This is a genomic window from Streptomyces sp. NPDC051684, assembly GCF_044453445.1.
GTDB lineage: Bacteria > Actinomycetota > Actinomycetes > Streptomycetales > Streptomycetaceae > Streptomyces.
The window spans coordinates 313,571-328,736 of sequence record NZ_JBITCS010000001.1; the positions used below are offsets into that span (position 1 = coordinate 313,571).

At 70.9% G+C, this 15,166-nt stretch carries 14 protein-coding genes; 5 read left to right on the forward strand and 9 right to left on the reverse strand.

Features of this window, described 5'->3' with window-relative positions:
• Window positions 1-130: 130 nt before the first annotated feature.
• A complete protein-coding gene (locus tag ACIA8D_RS01455) occupies window positions 131-1,384 on the forward strand; it encodes a nucleotide sugar dehydrogenase (protein ID WP_399227881.1) in 1,254 nt (417 codons plus the stop codon).
• Between the two features lie 160 nt (window positions 1,385-1,544).
• Here ACIA8D_RS01455 and ACIA8D_RS01460 read toward each other — a convergent pair whose 3' ends face one another.
• The 4 genes from ACIA8D_RS01460 to ACIA8D_RS01475 all read right to left on the reverse strand — a co-directional run bounded on the left by ACIA8D_RS01460 (window position 1,545) and on the right by ACIA8D_RS01475 (window position 5,906).
• Window positions 1,545-2,669 (reverse strand): GuaB3 family IMP dehydrogenase-related protein, encoded by a 1,125-nt coding sequence (locus tag ACIA8D_RS01460; RefSeq protein ID WP_399227882.1) that lies wholly within the window; start codon window positions 2,667-2,669, stop codon window positions 1,545-1,547.
• Window positions 2,670-2,790: 121 nt separating this feature from the next.
• Window positions 2,791-4,302, reverse strand: a complete 1,512-nt coding sequence (guaB, locus tag ACIA8D_RS01465; protein WP_399227883.1) for an IMP dehydrogenase — start codon at window positions 4,300-4,302, stop codon at window positions 2,791-2,793.
• A gap of 128 nt (window positions 4,303-4,430) precedes the next feature.
• A complete protein-coding gene (locus tag ACIA8D_RS01470) occupies window positions 4,431-5,018 on the reverse strand; it encodes a sigma-70 family RNA polymerase sigma factor (protein WP_266713169.1) in 588 nt (195 codons plus the stop codon).
• A 276-nt stretch (window positions 5,019-5,294) separates the two neighbouring features.
• Window positions 5,295-5,906: a response regulator transcription factor gene (locus ACIA8D_RS01475; protein ID WP_003948568.1), complete on the reverse strand. Its 612-nt coding sequence runs from the start codon at window positions 5,904-5,906 to the stop codon at window positions 5,295-5,297.
• Between the two features lie 392 nt (window positions 5,907-6,298).
• On the opposite strand from ACIA8D_RS01475, the gene ACIA8D_RS01480 reads away from it, so the two are divergent.
• Window positions 6,299-6,640, forward strand: a complete 342-nt coding sequence (locus tag ACIA8D_RS01480; RefSeq protein WP_389270416.1) for a WhiB family transcriptional regulator — start codon at window positions 6,299-6,301, stop codon at window positions 6,638-6,640.
• Window positions 6,641-6,699: 59 nt separating this feature from the next.
• On the opposite strand, the gene ACIA8D_RS01485 is transcribed toward ACIA8D_RS01480, so the two are convergent.
• Complete coding sequence (locus ACIA8D_RS01485) at window positions 6,700-7,596, reverse strand: LysR family transcriptional regulator (RefSeq protein WP_399227884.1); 897 nt, start codon at window positions 7,594-7,596, stop codon at window positions 6,700-6,702.
• Window positions 7,597-7,677: 81 nt separating this feature from the next.
• On the opposite strand from ACIA8D_RS01485, the gene ACIA8D_RS01490 reads away from it, so the two are divergent.
• Window positions 7,678-8,346 carry an MOSC domain-containing protein gene (locus tag ACIA8D_RS01490; protein WP_399227885.1) on the forward strand — a complete coding sequence of 223 codons (669 nt, stop codon included), beginning with the start codon at window positions 7,678-7,680 and terminating at the stop codon, window positions 8,344-8,346.
• Window positions 8,347-8,647: 301 nt separating this feature from the next.
• Window positions 8,648-9,421 carry an SDR family NAD(P)-dependent oxidoreductase gene (locus ACIA8D_RS01495; protein ID WP_399227886.1) on the forward strand — a complete coding sequence of 258 codons (774 nt, stop codon included), beginning with the start codon at window positions 8,648-8,650 and terminating at the stop codon, window positions 9,419-9,421.
• Window positions 9,422-9,509: 88 nt separating this feature from the next.
• Here ACIA8D_RS01495 and groL read toward each other — a convergent pair whose 3' ends face one another.
• The 4 genes from groL to ACIA8D_RS01515 form a co-directional block, all read right to left on the reverse strand.
• Window positions 9,510-11,135 (reverse strand): chaperonin GroEL, encoded by a 1,626-nt coding sequence (gene groL / locus ACIA8D_RS01500; RefSeq protein ID WP_399227887.1) that lies wholly within the window; start codon window positions 11,133-11,135, stop codon window positions 9,510-9,512.
• Between the two features lie 118 nt (window positions 11,136-11,253).
• Window positions 11,254-11,562, reverse strand: a complete 309-nt coding sequence (gene groES / locus ACIA8D_RS01505) for a co-chaperone GroES (RefSeq protein ID WP_306321012.1) — start codon at window positions 11,560-11,562, stop codon at window positions 11,254-11,256.
• A 195-nt stretch (window positions 11,563-11,757) separates the two neighbouring features.
• Window positions 11,758-12,381: a polysaccharide deacetylase family protein gene (locus ACIA8D_RS01510; protein WP_399227888.1), complete on the reverse strand. Its 624-nt coding sequence runs from the start codon at window positions 12,379-12,381 to the stop codon at window positions 11,758-11,760.
• A complete protein-coding gene (locus ACIA8D_RS01515; protein ID WP_399227889.1) occupies window positions 12,378-13,355 on the reverse strand; it encodes a polysaccharide deacetylase family protein in 978 nt (325 codons plus the stop codon). The genes ACIA8D_RS01510 and ACIA8D_RS01515 overlap by 4 nt, the downstream gene beginning before the upstream one ends.
• A gap of 82 nt (window positions 13,356-13,437) precedes the next feature.
• On the opposite strand from ACIA8D_RS01515, the gene ACIA8D_RS01520 reads away from it, so the two are divergent.
• On the forward strand, window positions 13,438-14,688 hold the full coding sequence (locus ACIA8D_RS01520) for a methyltransferase domain-containing protein (RefSeq protein WP_399228054.1): 1,251 nt from the start codon (window positions 13,438-13,440) through the stop codon (window positions 14,686-14,688).
• Window positions 14,689-15,166: the final 478 nt, after the last annotated feature.

The following is a 15,166-nucleotide window of genomic DNA, read 5'->3' on the forward strand; positions in this document are numbered from 1 at the left end:
AATGCCACATATCGGTCATATTTACTCCTAGTCTGACAGTGCGCTCGCTCGTCTTGTCCACAGGGCTTGCGCCCTCGTCCCGCTCCGGCTAATGACCGGGTCCGCTCCTCGGGAAAGGACGGCAACCGCCATGCCCGCAGACCTCGCCGTCATCGGCCTCGGCCACCTCGGCCTGCCCCTCGCACAGGCCGCCGTGGCGGCCGGGATCGCGACCATCGGCCACGATCCGGCCCGTGCCCGGGATCTCGCCGCGGGCCGGCTGCCCGGCGGCGGCGATGCGGCGGCCCTCACCGCCGCCGACCTCCGGCGCATGCTCTCCGCGGGCTTTCGCCCCACGGCCAACCCCGCCGAACTCGCCCGGGTCCGCACCGCCGTGATCTGCGCGCCCACCCCGCAGGGCCCCGACGGGGCGCCGATGCTCACCCCGGTCGTCGAGGCGACCCGCGCCCTCGCCGCCCGGCTGCGCCCGCACACCACGGTGATCATCGAGTCGCCCGTGCCGCCGGGCACCACGCAGACGCTCCTGCTGCCCGTCCTCGAAGAGGGCTCGGGCCTGCGCGCGGGCCGCGACTTCCACCTCGCCCACGCCCCCGGCCGCGTCGACCCCGGCAACCGCCTGCACCCGTACACGTCGACCCCCAAGGTGATCGGCGGCCACACCCCGGCCTGCACCGAGTCGGCCGCCACCTTCTACAGCCGGCTCACCGACAAGGTCGTACGCGCGCGTGGTCCACGGGAGACCGAGACCGTGCACCTCCTGGAGACCAACTACCGGCACGTCAACATCGCCCTGGTCAACGAGATGGCGGTGCTCTGCCACGAGCTGGGCGTGGACCTGTGGGACGTCATCCGCTGCGCGGAGACGAAGCCCTTCGGCTTCCAGGCCTTCCGGCCGGGCCCCGGCGTCGGCGGCCACGCCCTCGCCCAGGACCTCTCGGGCGCGCACCTGCCCACCCGCCCGCTGCGCATGGTCGAACTGGCCCGCCAGGTCAACCACCACATGCCGAGCTATGTGGTCCAGCGCGCGGCCACCCTCCTCAACGAGCACGGCAAGTCCGCCCGCGGCGCCCGCATCCTCCTGCTCGGCATCACCTACAAGCCCGACCTCGCCGACCAGCAGGCCGCCCCCGCCGAGGAGATCGCCACCCGCCTCATGCAACTCGGCGCCGCCGTCAGCTACCACGACCCCTACGTCCCGTCCTGGAACGTCCTGGACCGCCCGGTCCCGCGCGCCGACTCCCTCTACGAGGCCGCGGCCGACGCCGACCTGACGATCCTGCTGCAACAGCACCGCACGTACGACCTCCAGGGCCTCTCGGTAAAGGCCCAACTCCTCCTGGACACAAGGGGAGCGACCCCGGCGGGCGCGGCCCACCGCCTCTGACCCCACGGTTCGGAGCCGCGGGCAACCGCACACGCTCGGGGCCGCGGGCCAACCGATCTGTTTGGGGGCGCGGGGAACTGCGCAAAAAAACGGGTTGGGCCCCACCGCTCCGGTGGGGCCCAACCCGTTTCCCGCTACGACAAAGCGTCAGCGCTACGCGCTACCGCTTGTGGGTGGCATCGGCCACCGTGACCTCGACCCGCTGGAACTCCTTGAGCTCGCTGTAGCCGGTCGTCGCCATGGCCCGCTTCAGCGCGCCGAAGAAGTTCATCGACCCGTCGGGCGTGTGCGAGGGGCCGGTCAGGACCTCCTCGGTCGTGCCGACCGTGCCGAGGTCGACCTTCTTGCCGCGCGGCACGTCCTCGTGGACGGCCTCCATGCCCCAGTGGTGACCGCGGCCCGGCGCGTCCGTGGCGCGCGCCAGCGGCGAGCCCATCATCACGGAGTCGGCGCCGCAGGCGATGGCCTTGGGCAGGTCGCCGGACCAGCCCACGCCGCCGTCGGCAATGACGTGCACGTAGCGGCCACCGGACTCGTCCATGTAGTCGCGGCGCGCGGCGGCGACGTCGGCCACGGCGGTGGCCATCGGCACCTGGATACCGAGCACGTTCCGCGTGGTGTGCGCGGCGCCGCCACCGAAGCCGACGAGCACACCCGCGGCACCGGTGCGCATGAGGTGCAGCGCGGCGGTGTACGTGGCGCAGCCGCCAACGATGACCGGGACGTCCAGCTCGTAGATGAACTGCTTCAGGTTCAGCGGCTCGGCGGCACCGGAGACGTGCTCGGCGGAGACCGTGGTCCCGCGGATCACGAAGATGTCGACGCCCGCGTCCACGACCGCCTTGGAGAACTCGGCGGTGCGCTGCGGGGAGAGCGCGGCGGCGGTGACGACACCGGAGTCGCGCACCTCCTTGATGCGCTGCCCGATCAGGTCGGCCTGGATGGGCGCGGAGTAGATCTCCTGGAGGCGGCGGGTAGCGGCCTCGGGCGTCAGCTCGGCGATCTCGTCGAGCAGCGGCTGCGGGTCCTCGTACCGGGTCCACAGACCCTCGAGGTTGAGGACGCCGAGTCCGCCCAGCTCACCGATGCGGATCGCGGTCTGCGGAGAGACGACGGAGTCCATGGGGGCGGCCAGGAACGGCAGCTCGAAGCGGTAGGCATCGATCTGCCAGGCGATCGAGACCTCCTTCGGGTCGCGGGTGCGCCGGCTCGGTACGACGGCGATGTCGTCGAACGCGTACGCGCGGCGGCCGCGCTTGCCGCGCCCGATCTCGATCTCAGTCACGTTGGGGGGCGCCTTTCCATCTGGGTCCCACTTGGGCCTTGCCTGTCCAGTATCCCTGACACGCGCGGGAGGGGCGGCCCCGGTGATCCCGGGGCCGCCCCTCCGCGCCTGACCTGCTGTCCTACTTGCTGTTGCGGCTGTAGTTCGGCGCCTCGACCGTCATCTGGATGTCGTGCGGGTGGCTCTCCTTGAGGCCCGCCGAGGTGATCCGGACGAACCTGCCGTTGTTCTGCAGCTCCGGAACCGTGCGCCCGCCGACGTAGAACATCGACTGGCGAAGGCCACCGGTGAGCTGGTGCACGACGGCCGACAGCGGGCCGCGGTAGGGCACCTGGCCCTCGATGCCCTCGGGCACGAGCTTCTCGTCGGAGGCGACGCCCTCCTGGAAGTACCGGTCCTTGGAGAAGGACTTCTGGTCGCCGCGCGTCTGCATGGCGCCCAGCGAGCCCATGCCGCGGTACGACTTGAACTGCTTGCCGTTGATGAAGAGCAGCTCGCCCGGGGACTCCTCGCAGCCCGCGAGCAGCGAACCGAGCATCACGGTGTCGGCGCCGGCGACGAGCGCCTTGGCGATGTCACCGGAGTACTGGAGGCCGCCGTCGCCGATGACCGGGACACCGGCCTCCTTGGCGGCGAGGGATGCCTCGTAGATGGCCGTGACCTGGGGAACGCCGATACCGGCGACGACGCGCGTGGTGCAGATCGAGCCCGGTCCGACACCGACCTTGATGCCGTCCACGCCGGAGTCGATGAGCGCCTTGGCGCCGTCACGGGTGGCGATGTTGCCGCCGATGACGTCGACGTTGCCCGCGTTCGACTTGATCTTGGCGACCATGTCGCCGACGAGGCGCGAGTGCCCGTGCGCGGTGTCGACGACGATGAAGTCGGCGCCCGCCTCGATCAGCGCCTGCGCGCGGTCGTAGGAGTCACCGGCGACACCGACCGCGGCACCGACGAGCAGCCGGCCCTCGGAGTCCTTCGCGGCGTTCGGGTACTGCTCGGCCTTCTTGAAGTCCTTGACCGTGATGAGGCCCTTGAGCACGCCCGCGTCGTCGACCAGCGGAAGCTTCTCGATCTTATGGCGGCGCAGCAGCTCCATGGCGTCGACGCCGGAGATGCCGACCTTGCCCGTGACGAGCGGCATCGGCGTCATGACCTCGCGGACCTGACGGCTGCGGTCGTTCTCGAAGGCGATGTCGCGGTTGGTGACGATGCCGAGCAGCTTGCCGCCGCCGTCGGTCACCGGGACACCGGAGATGCGGAACTTCGCGCAGATCGCGTCGGCCTCGGCGAGCGTCGCGTCCGGGTGCACCGTGATCGGGTCGGTGACCATGCCGGACTCGGAGCGCTTCACGAGGTCCACCTGGTTCGCCTGGTCGGCGATCGACAGGTTGCGGTGCAGGACGCCCACGCCACCCTGCCGCGCCATGGCGATGGCCATGCGGGACTCGGTGACCTTGTCCATCGCGGCGGACAGCAGCGGGATGTTCACCCGTACGTTCCGCGACACGTGCGAGGCGGTGTCGATCTGGTCGGGCGCCATGTCCGACGCGCCCGGCAACAGCAGCACGTCGTCGTAGGTCAGCCCGAGTGTCGCGAATTTCTCGGGCACTCCGTCGACGTTTGCAGTCATGACGCCTTCCCCAAATGGCCTTGATCGGTGCGGATGTCCATGCTAACGGCCCGCAGGGGCGTCTCATTCCACGATCAAGATCATCGGTGTTCTTTGGACGTTCACACGTGCGCGGCCGAGGCCTCGTGCTACTGCTCGGCGAGCGCCCGCAGCCGACTCAGCGCCCGATGCTGCGCCACGCGCACGGCGCCGGGTGACATGCCCAACATCTGCCCGGTCTCCTCGGCGGTGAGCCCGACGGCGATGCGCAGCAGGAGCAGCTCCCGCTGGTTCTGCGGAAGGTTGGCGAGCAGCTTCTTGGCCCACGCGGCATCGCTGTTGAGCAGCGCCCGCTCCTCCGGACCGAGGGAGTCGTCGGGCCGCTCCGGCATCTCGTCGGAGGGCACGGCCGTGGATCCGGGGCCGCGCATGGCCGCCCGCTGCAGATCGGCGACCTTGTGCGCGGCGATGGCGAAGACGAAGGCCTCGAAGGGGCGCCCGGTGTCTTTGTAGCGCGGCAGCGCGAGCAGCACCGCGACGCAGACCTCCTGGGCGAGATCCTCCACGAAGTGCCGCGCGTCGCCCGGCAGACGGGACAGCCGCGTCCGGCAGTAGCGGATCGCGAGGGGGTGGACGTGCGCGAGCAGATCGTGCGTGGCCTGCTCGTCACCGTCCACGGCGCGGCCGACGAGCGTACCGATGACCCCCTGGGGAGTCGCTGCCTCGTCGTCACGCATCGGTCCATGGTGCCCCGACGCCTTTCGGTCCGTGACACCGTGCCCGTAGTTGTGCACCGAAGCGTTATGAGCAGGTGCGCCGGAACTCATCTCCTGCGCCCTCCCCTCTCGCTGACCCTGCTCGCCCGACTCGTCCCCGAGGAACTCCACACCCTCAAGGATGCGGCATCGCGCGCGAAGCGTCGAAAAGTCGCGGCGCGACGGGCCGGAGCGGCCTCCCTCACGGCGGGTCCACCGCGCCCCGGAGGGCGCGGGGGTGTGCCGATCAGCGGCTCGTCAGCGAACCAGGCCCCAGCGGAACCCGAGCGCCACCGCGTGCGCGCGGTCCGAGGCGCCGAGCTTCTTGAACAGGCGACGCGCGTGCGTCTTGACCGTGTCCTCGGAGAGGAACAGCTCACGCCCGATCTCGGCGTTGGACCGTCCGTGGCTCATGCCCTCGAGCACCTGGATCTCCCGCGCGGTGAGCGTGGGGGCGGCACCCATTTCGGCCGAGCGCAGTCTGCGCGGGGCGAGCCGCCAGGTCGGGTCGGCGAGCGCCTGCGTCACCGTGGCCCGCAGCTCGGCGCGCGAGGCGTCCTTGTGCAAATACCCGCGGGCACCGGCGGCGACCGCGAGGGCCACGCCGTCCAGGTCCTCGGCCACGGTGAGCATGATGATGCGCGCACCGGGATCGGCGGAGAGCAGCCGCCGTACTGTCTCGACGCCGCCCAGTCCGGGCATGCGTACGTCCATCAGAATCAGGTCCGAGCGGTCGGCGCCCCAGCGGCGGAGGACTTCCTCGCCGTTGGCCGCGGTCGTCACGCGCTCGACGCCGGGCACGGTCGCGACCGCGCGGCGCAGCGCCTCTCGGGCAAGCGGGGAGTCGTCGCAGACGAGGACGGATGTCATGACCGTCCTCCGCAGCTGATGCGCGTCACCTTGAGCCTCCAGGCTGTGTACGAATCGTCACCTGTGCGGTCGTCACTCAACAAGGCAATCGGACACCTGCCCGAGCGCTTGTTCTTTCAACCGCCTCCGCACTCTCAACGACGGTCACTCGAAAGAGTTACGGGTCGGACGGCCTCCTTCGGCACTCTACGTGAGGGCGCGAACACGGTGCGGGCGGCGCGGCGGACCCACAACGTTTCATCACAAGCTATGCCCCATTTGGAAGGTTTTCCTTCCATTTGCTGGTGTCTGTAGCTAGATTCGCAATGAGTCATATTTTCATCTCCTTAGACAGTAGATGTACGGTCATGTGCACCGTATCCGCGTCTGAACGGCTACAAGGGGACACAGCAATGGCAGATTTCTCCCGCCTTCCCGGACCGAACGCCGATCTGTGGGACTGGCAGCTCCTCGCGGCCTGCCGCGGGGTGGACAGCTCGCTCTTCTTCCACCCGGAGGGCGAGCGTGGGGCGGCACGCAGCGCCCGTGAGAACTCGGCCAAGGAGGTCTGCATGAGGTGCCCGGTACGCGCGGAGTGCGCTGCTCACGCCCTACAGGTGCGTGAGCCGTACGGCGTGTGGGGCGGCCTCACGGAGGACGAGCGCGAAGAGCTCATGGGGCGGGCCCGCAACCGGCTCGTCACCGCGTCGGCCCCGAGTGGAGGTCAGGCCGCCACAAGCGGCGCACGCAACTGAAGGAACGTTTCTGCGGGATTCGGGGACGTGGGCGCGCCGAGGTGCGCCCACCTCCGTTTTCAGCGTGTCGCGGCCTTCGCGAGGTGATCGAGGGTCGCGCCGACCGCGGGCACCTGGGCCAGGTCGGGCAGCGTGAGCGCGACGATCTCGCGGCGCACCGCGGGCTCGACGGTCACTGTGCGTGCACCCTTGGGGCGAACGGACTCGATGGCCAGTTCGGGGAGGACCGCCACGCCGAGCCCGGCGCTGACGAGGCCCACCACCGCCGGATAGTCGTCCGTCGCGAAGTCGATGCGCGGGGCGAAACCGGCGCCCCTGCACACCTCGACGAGCTGGCGGCGGCAGCGCGGGCAGCCGGCGACCCACGGCTCGTCCGCGAACGCGTCGATGGTGACGGAGCCCGCTCCGGCCAGCGGGTGGCCCTCGGGGACGAGGCCGACGAGCCGGTCGGCGAACAGTGTGCGTACGACGAGGTCGTCCCAGTCCTCGGCGGCGTGCGCGCCCTCGTACCGGAACGCGAGGGCCACGTCGCAGTCCCCGTCGCGCAGCATCTCCACGGAGCGCGGGGGCTCCGCCTCGACCAGAGACACGCGCGTTCCGGGGTGTTCGGCGCGCAGGGCGGCCAGGGCCGTGGGTACGAGGGTCGAGCTGCCGCTGGGGAACGAGACGAGCCGGACGCGGCCCGCCCGCAGTCCGGCGATCGCGGCGATCTCCTCCTCGGCGGCGGTGAGGCCGGCGAGGATGCCGGAGGCGTGCCGTACGAGGGCCTCGCCGGCCTGGGTCAGGCGCATCTCGCGGCCGGTACGGATCAGCAGCGGGGTGCCGGCCGAGGACTCCAGTGCCTTCATCTGCTGACTCACGGCGGGCTGGGTGCAGCCCAGTTCGCGGGCCGCCGCGGAGAAGGAGCCGGTGGCGGCGACGGCGCGCAGGACACGGAGATGACGGGCCTCGATCACCCCTCAAGCATAAGGGACTCTTGGGGATCGCGCCGGATAATGCGTGGCGGCTTTGGGTGTCGGTCCCGTAGCGTTCCGCACATGAAGCTTCTGTCGCTGAATCTGGGCCGACCCAAGGCCGTCGAGTACACGGACCAGCCCGAGGGCGTCACGGGCATCGACAAGCGGCCGGTCACCGGGTCCGTGCGGGTGGCGGCGCCGGGATCCAAGGGGACCGGCGCGAGTGGGCTCGACGGGGACGCGGTGTGCGATCTGCGGCATCACGGTGGGGATCACCAGGCGGTGTACGCGTACGCGCGTGAGGACCTGGACGCGTGGGGCAAGGAGCTGGACCGTGCGCTCCCCAGCGGGGCGTTCGGTGAGAACCTCACGACGGAGGGGGTCGACGTGTCGGGCGCGCGGATCGGCGAGCGCTGGCGGGTCGGGGCGGACCTCGTCCTGGAGGTGACGTCGGGGCGGATCCCGTGCCGGACCTTCCAGGGGCACCTGGGCGAGCGGGGCTGGGTCAAGCGGTTCACGCAGGAAGGGGTGCCGGGGGCGTACCTGCGGGTGATCGAACCGGGTGAGATCCGGGCGGGCGACCCCATCGAGATCCTGCACCGGCCGGATCACGAGGTGACGGTGGCGTTGCAGTTCCGGGCGGTGACGACGGAGCGGGGGGCGCTGCCGCGGTTGCTTGTGGCCGGGGACGCGCTGCATCCGGAGGCGTTGCGCTCCGCGCGGGAGTACGTCGAGAAGTACGGCTCGTAGTCTCGTTGCGGCCGCCCGGTCCTACGCCACGGGGCTCCGCCCCGGACCCCGCGCCTCAATCGCCGGCGGGGCTTCAAAAGATCGAGGCTCCGCCCCGTACCCCGCTGCTCAATCGCCGCAGGGGCTTGAAACACCGGCACCGGCGCTACGGGCAACCTGCCGCCGGAACGGCTCCCCACCCGGGACGGTCGGCCGTCGCCGCCTTGGGCAATCTGCCGCCTTGGGCGGCAGGGTGGGCAAGGCGGCCCCCGCCACGGGGGCGTGATCACGGGGACCGTTGCGCGCTCACTAGCCTTGGGCCATGACTACCGCCCTGATCACCGGATCCACCGCGGGCATCGGCGCCGCCTTCGCCCGGCGCCTCGCCGCCGACGGACACAACCTCGTGCTCGTCGCGCGCGACACCAAGCGGCTGCACGAGCAGGCGACCGAGCTGCACGACCGGCACGGCATCGAGGCCGAGGTGCTCTCCGCCGACCTGGCCACGGAGGACGGAATCGCGGCGGTCGAGGCGCGGCTCACGGACCGTCGGGCGGCGGTCGACCTGCTCGTGAACAACGCCGGGTTCGGCAACAAGGGGCATTACCTCGAAGTCCCGATGGCCGATGAGTTGACGATGCTGAAGGTGCACTGCGAGGCCGTGCTGCGGCTGACCTCGGCGGCGGCCGGCGCGATGCGGGAGCGCGGCCGCGGCGGCGTCGTGAACGTGGCGTCCGTGGCGGCCTTCGTGCCCCGCGGCACGTACGGCGCGTCGAAGGCATGGGTCGTGCAGTTCACGCAGGGCGCGGCCAAGGATCTCGCCGGTAGCGGGGTGCGACTGATGGCGCTGTGCCCCGGGTTCGTGCGTACGGAGTTCCACGAGCGGGCCGGGATGGGCACCGGCAACATTCCGAAGTGGATGTGGCTCGACGCGGACAAGCTGGTGGGGGCGGCGCTGACGGATCTCTCGCGGGGCCGCACGCTGTCGATCCCCGACCCGCGGTACAAGGCCCTGATGGGCGTCGTGAAGGTGACGCCGCGGTCGATCCTCGGCGGGATCACGTCGCGGACGGGCCGCAAGTACGGCCCGCAGTAAGGAAGTTCCGCCCCGAGGCAAAGGCCGAGGCCCGGCCCCCCGCGACGGGGGGCCGGGCCTCGGTGGTGCTCAGTCGGAGCGGAGCGGATCAGTGCGAGTGACCGTGCCCGTGGCCGGCGGCCTCGGGCTCCTCCTCGGCCGGCTTCTCGACGACCAGGGTCTCGGTCGTGAGCAGCAGGGAGGCGATGGAGGCGGCGTTCTCCAGGGCGGAGCGCGTCACCTTGACCGGGTCGATGACGCCGGCCTTGACCAGGTCCACGTACTCGCCGGTCGCGGCGTTGTAGCCGGAGCCCTTCTCGAGCTCCTTGACCTTGGAGACGATCACGTAGCCCTCCTGGCCGGCGTTCTCGCCGATCCAGCGGAGCGGCTCGACGACGGCGCGGCGGACCACGGCGACACCGGTGGCCTCGTCGCCGTCCTTGCCGAGCGAGTCGTCGAGGACCTTGGAGGCGTGCACCAGAGCGGAGCCACCACCGGAGACGATGCCCTCCTCGACCGCGGCGCGGGTCGCGGAGATGGCGTCCTCCAGACGGTGCTTCTTCTCCTTGAGCTCGACCTCGGTCGCGGCACCGACGCGGATGACGCAGACGCCGCCAGCCAGCTTGGCCAGGCGCTCCTGCAGCTTCTCGCGGTCCCAGTCCGAGTCCGTGTTCTCGATCTCGGCCTTGATCTGCGCGACGCGGCCCTGGACGTCCTCGGACTTGCCGCCACCGTCGACGATGGTGGTGTCGTCCTTGGTGATGGTCACGCGGCGCGCGGTGCCGAGCACCTCGAGACCGGCCTGGTCGAGCTTGAGGCCGACCTCCTCGGCGATGACCGTGGCACCGGTGAGGGTGGCCATGTCCTGGAGCATCGCCTTGCGGCGGTCACCGAAGCCGGGGGCCTTCACCGCGACGGCGTTGAACGTGCCGCGGATCTTGTTCACGACCAGGGTCGACAGAGCCTCGCCCTCGACGTCCTCGGCGATGATCAGGAGCGGCTTGGAGCCACCGTTCTGGATGACCTTCTCCAGGAGCGGGAGCATGTCCTGGATCGAGCCGATCTTGCCCTGGTGGATCAGGATGTACGGGTCGTCGAGGACGGCCTCCATACGCTCCTGGTCGGTGACGAAGTACGGGGACAGGTAGCCCTTGTCGAAGGCCATGCCCTCGGTGAAGTCGAGCTCCAGGCCGAAGGTGTTGGACTCCTCGACGGTGATGACACCGTCCTTGCCGACCTTGTCCATCGCCTCGGCGATGAGCTCGCCGACCTGGTTGTCCTGGGCGGACAGACCGGCGACGGCCGCGATGTCGGACTTCTCGTCGATCGGGCGGGCGGTCGCGAGGAGGTCCTCGGACACGGCCTTGACCGCGGCGTCGATGCCCTTCTTCAGGGCGGCCGGGGAGGCGCCGGCGGCGACGTTGCGCAGGCCTTCCTTGACCAGGGCCTGGGCGAGCACGGTGGCGGTGGTCGTACCGTCACCCGCGATGTCGTTGGTCTTGGTCGCCACCTCCTTCACCAGCTGGGCGCCGAGGTTCTCGTACGGGTCCTCGACCTCGACCTCACGGGCGATGGTGACGCCGTCGTTGGTGATGGTGGGGGCGCCGAACTTCTTGTCGATGACGACGTTGCGGCCCTTGGGGCCGATCGTCACCTTGACCGTGTCGGCAAGCTTGTTGACGCCGCGCTCGAGGGCGCGACGGGCGTCCTCGTCGAACTTCAGGATCTTCGCCATGGAGCTGAATCAGTCCTCTCGAAACGAACCGCGCCCCTCGCACCCGGCATTCTCAGCGGGGGCCAGGGGCGCGGTTCAAAGCATTCTGCTTCGGTGAAGCTTGGAAAGCTTGGGTGAATTACTTCTCGACGATCGCGAGCACGTCGCGAGCCGAGAGGACGAGGTACTCGTCGCCGTTGTACTTCACCTCGGTGCCGCCGTACTTGCTGTACAGCACGACATCGCCGACCTTGACGTCGAGCGGAAGGCGCTCGCCGTTCTCGAAGCGGCCGGGACCCACGGCGAGGACGGCGCCCTCCTGGGGCTTCTCCTTCGCGGTGTCCGGAATGACCAGGCCAGAGGCCGTGGTCTGCTCGGCGTCGAGCGGCTGGACCACAATGCGGTCCTCGAGCGGCTTGATGGCAACCTTGGAGCTGGAGGTCGTCACGATCCGGTCTCCCCCTTCGGAGATCTCACGGGGTTAACAGTCTGGGGTGGCGACCAGGTGGATCCGTCGTCGCGGGTGCCGGACCTGCCCGTCGCTGTTGGCACTCTCCACTGGTGAGTGCCAGGGCCGAGACTATGACCGCGATTAGCACTCGGTCAAGCGGACTGCTAATCGACTCCGTCGTGGCCCGCCGGATCACAGGTAGTCCTCCAGCCTCCCGACCGTGAGTCCCGCCCGCCGTACGCGGTCCAGCAGACGGACGACCGCCTCCTGCCGCAGCCCGTGGACCGGAAGGATGTCGCCGGGCCGCGGGGCGCCCCGCGGCCCGCGCCACACGACGATCGCGTCGACCGCGCACGCGCCCGCGGCCCGCAGGGTGTTCCCGTCGTACGCGCCCGACGGCGGGTGGAGGAGGCCGGGCGCCACCCCGAAGCGGGCCTCGACACGGTCCCGCTGACCGCAGATCTCGGCGTGCTGCTCCACGTACCCGAGGCCCGGCAGGAGGGCGTGGGTGAGGGTGCGGTTCTGCACCTGGGCACCCAGGGACGCGCCCCCGGTGCCCGCGAGGAAGAGGGAGACCGGGACGTGCCGGTCACGGAGCAGGCCGACGGCCGCCGGGTCCCGCCGGGCCCCGTCCTCGTAGACGAGGAAGACCACCTTGTCGCGGGTCGGGACGCGGTCGACCACCGGCGGGACCGTCGCCGCCCCGGCGCCCGCCGCCGGCCGCGGCGGCGGCGCGGCAACGCGCGCGCACCCGACGAGCAGCACGGCGGCCAGGGCGCAGCCGAACAGCCGCGCCCACGGCCCGCGCGCTGTCACAGGTAGTCCTCCAGGCGCGCCACCGCGTAGCCCCTGTCGGTGAGGTACTTCATGAGGTTGCGGATCATGTCGGGCATCGTGCCCTTCCAGTCCTCGCGACCCCTGAAGTGCGTGAGCAGGATGTCGCCCGGATGGATGCTTCGGTCCCACTCCCGGTAGTCCATGCGGTCCACGAACGCCTCGGCGTTCCAGATCGGGGCGTACTCGATGCCGCAGACCTTGGCGGCGCGCAGGGTGTCCCGGTTGTAGTCGCCGAACGGCGGGCGGAAGAGCGTGGGCCGGTGGCCGTACTTCTTCTCGATGACGTCCTGCATGCCGCAGATCTCGTGCTTCTGGCGGGCGTACGAGAGGGCGGGCAGGTAGGGGTGGGTCAGCGTGTGGTTGTTGAGGGTGATGCCGCGGGCCTGCATCCGCGTGAAGTAGTCGTAGTTCGGCCTGACTTCGTCGTCGGTCAGGAAGGCCGTGTACGGGATCCGCAGCTCGCTCATCATCTTCAGGAACCGCGGGTCCTTCTCGGCCCCGTCGTCGATGGTGAGGAAGACGATCTTGTCCTTGGTCGGGATCGTCGTGAACACGGGCGGCAGGCCGAGGCGCTTCTGACCGTCGACCTCGAAGCCCTTGCGCGCCTCGATGACCGGCTTCTTCGCGGGCGGGGACGGCGCGGTCAGCGGTACGTCGGCGAGGCCCCAGCGTTTGCTCGCCGCGACGAGCGCGGCCCGCTGGGCGCGCAGCTTCGTCGCGTACGCGTCGAGGGCGCGGGCGGGGGCGCCCTGGAGGCCCTTCCGCGCCTGCTGGCCGGGGGCCGGCTTCACCGGACCGGCGTCGCCGCCGGCCGCGCATCCGGTGGCGAGGGCGGAGGCGGCGAGCGACGCACCCAGGAGACGGACGCCGCGTCTCCTCCTGCTCCTCCTGCTCCTCCTGCTCCTCGGGGCCAGTTTTTGGATGCTTTTTTCGTTTTGTCGTACTAGTTGCATGGCGCCGGATCCTGGCAGCTCACGGGCGCGTTCCGGGGCCGACACCGCCGCCTGGCGCGCGCCGTCGCCCGCCTGGCCCACAATGGGCCGGGTGAGCTCCTCCCTTTCGACCGCCGCCTTCTCCGCCCTGCTGACCTCCGAGGGCCTGGCCCTGCTCGACGAACTCCGCGATCACGATCCGGCCCAGGAGCTCGCCCTCGCCACGAAACTGCGCCGCGAGCACCCGGCCGGGCTCGTCTCCGCCGCGCTCGCCCAGGCGCGGCTGCGGCAGCGGGCGGTGGCGAAGTTCGGCGCCGAGGACGCGGCCCGGATGTACTTCACGCCGAACGGGGTGGAGCAGGCGACGCGGACGAGCGTGGCGGCGTACCGGGCCGGCGCCTTCGAGCGGCTCGGCGTGCGCTCCGTGGCCGACCTGTGCTGCGGCATCGGCGGCGACGCGGTCGCGCTCGCCCGAGCGGGGATCCGGGTCCTCGCGGTCGACCGGGACCCGCTGACGTGCGCGGTCGCGCGGGCGAACGCGGAAGCGCTCGGGCTCGCGGAGCTGATCGAGGTGCGCGAGGCGGATGTCACCGAGGTGGACACGGTCGCGTACGACGCGGTGTTCGTGGATCCGGCGCGGCGGGGCGGCAGACAAGGAGGGGGCGCGCGCAGCGCGTCGGTGAGGGGCGGCGGTCGGGTGACGGGCGGGCGGATCTTCGACCCCGAGGCCTACTCGCCGCCCCTCTCCTGGGCCGTGTCCGCCGCGCTCAAGGCGCCGCGTGCCGCGCTGAAGATCGCACCCGGCATCCCGCACGAGGCGATCCCCGCGGAGGCCGACGCCGAGTGGATCTCGGACGGGGGCGACGTGAAGGAGGCCGTGCTCTGGTTCGGGACCGCGCCCGGGCGGATGCGGGCGACGCTGCTGCCGGGGCCGCGGGAGCTGGTGGGCAAGGGGCTTTCCGATCCCGAAGTACGGTCCGTCGGGCGGTACTTGTACGAGCCCGATGGCGCCGTCATCCGGGCGCATCTGGTCGCCGAGGTGGCCGAAGAGGTCGGCGGCGGGCTCGTCGACGAGACGATCGCGTACGTGACGGGCGACGAGTTGCGGCCCACACCGTACGCCACCGCGTACGAGATCACCGATCAACTGCCGTTCAACGTGAAGAAGTTGAAGGCGTTGCTGCGGGAGCGGGAGGTCGGGGTCCTGACGGTGAAGAAGCGGGGGTCGGCGGTCGAGCCGGAGGAGTTGCGGCGGAAGGTGATGCCGAAGCCCTTCGGGAAGCGGGCGGTGACGGTGTTTTTGACCCGGGTGGCGGGTGCGCCCACGATGCTTGTCGGCGGGCCGGTGGGTTGACGCCACGGGGCTCCGCCCCGGACCCCGCGCCTCAATCGCCGGCGGGGCTTGAACTGCCCACCCACCGTCGCCTCCGCCTTGGGCGGCAGGGTGGGCAAGGCGGCCCCCGGTGCCGCGCACCCATGACCACGGGCCCCACCCCGGGAAGGCCGAGTATGGCGTTCGACCACAAGACGCTGACCCGCTTCCGCGAGGCCCTCGCGCCCGGCGGCAGGCTGCTCGTACTCGGCTGCTACGACGGCATGACCCCGTGGGACGTGGTCGCCTCGCCGTGTACGCGGGTGAGCGCGCCCGCGGCGTCCGCACTCCCCCGCCGAAGCCCCCGTACGGCAGCCGGAGATGCGGCAACTGCTGTTCTGGCGTTACCTGTTGACGTACACGAAGCGGGGCTAGGGCCTGTCGTTTGGATCAGGCCGGGCTCGCGGGGCCTGATCCAAACGACACGCCCTAGGCGGCCTCGAAGCGCCCCCCGGGGACC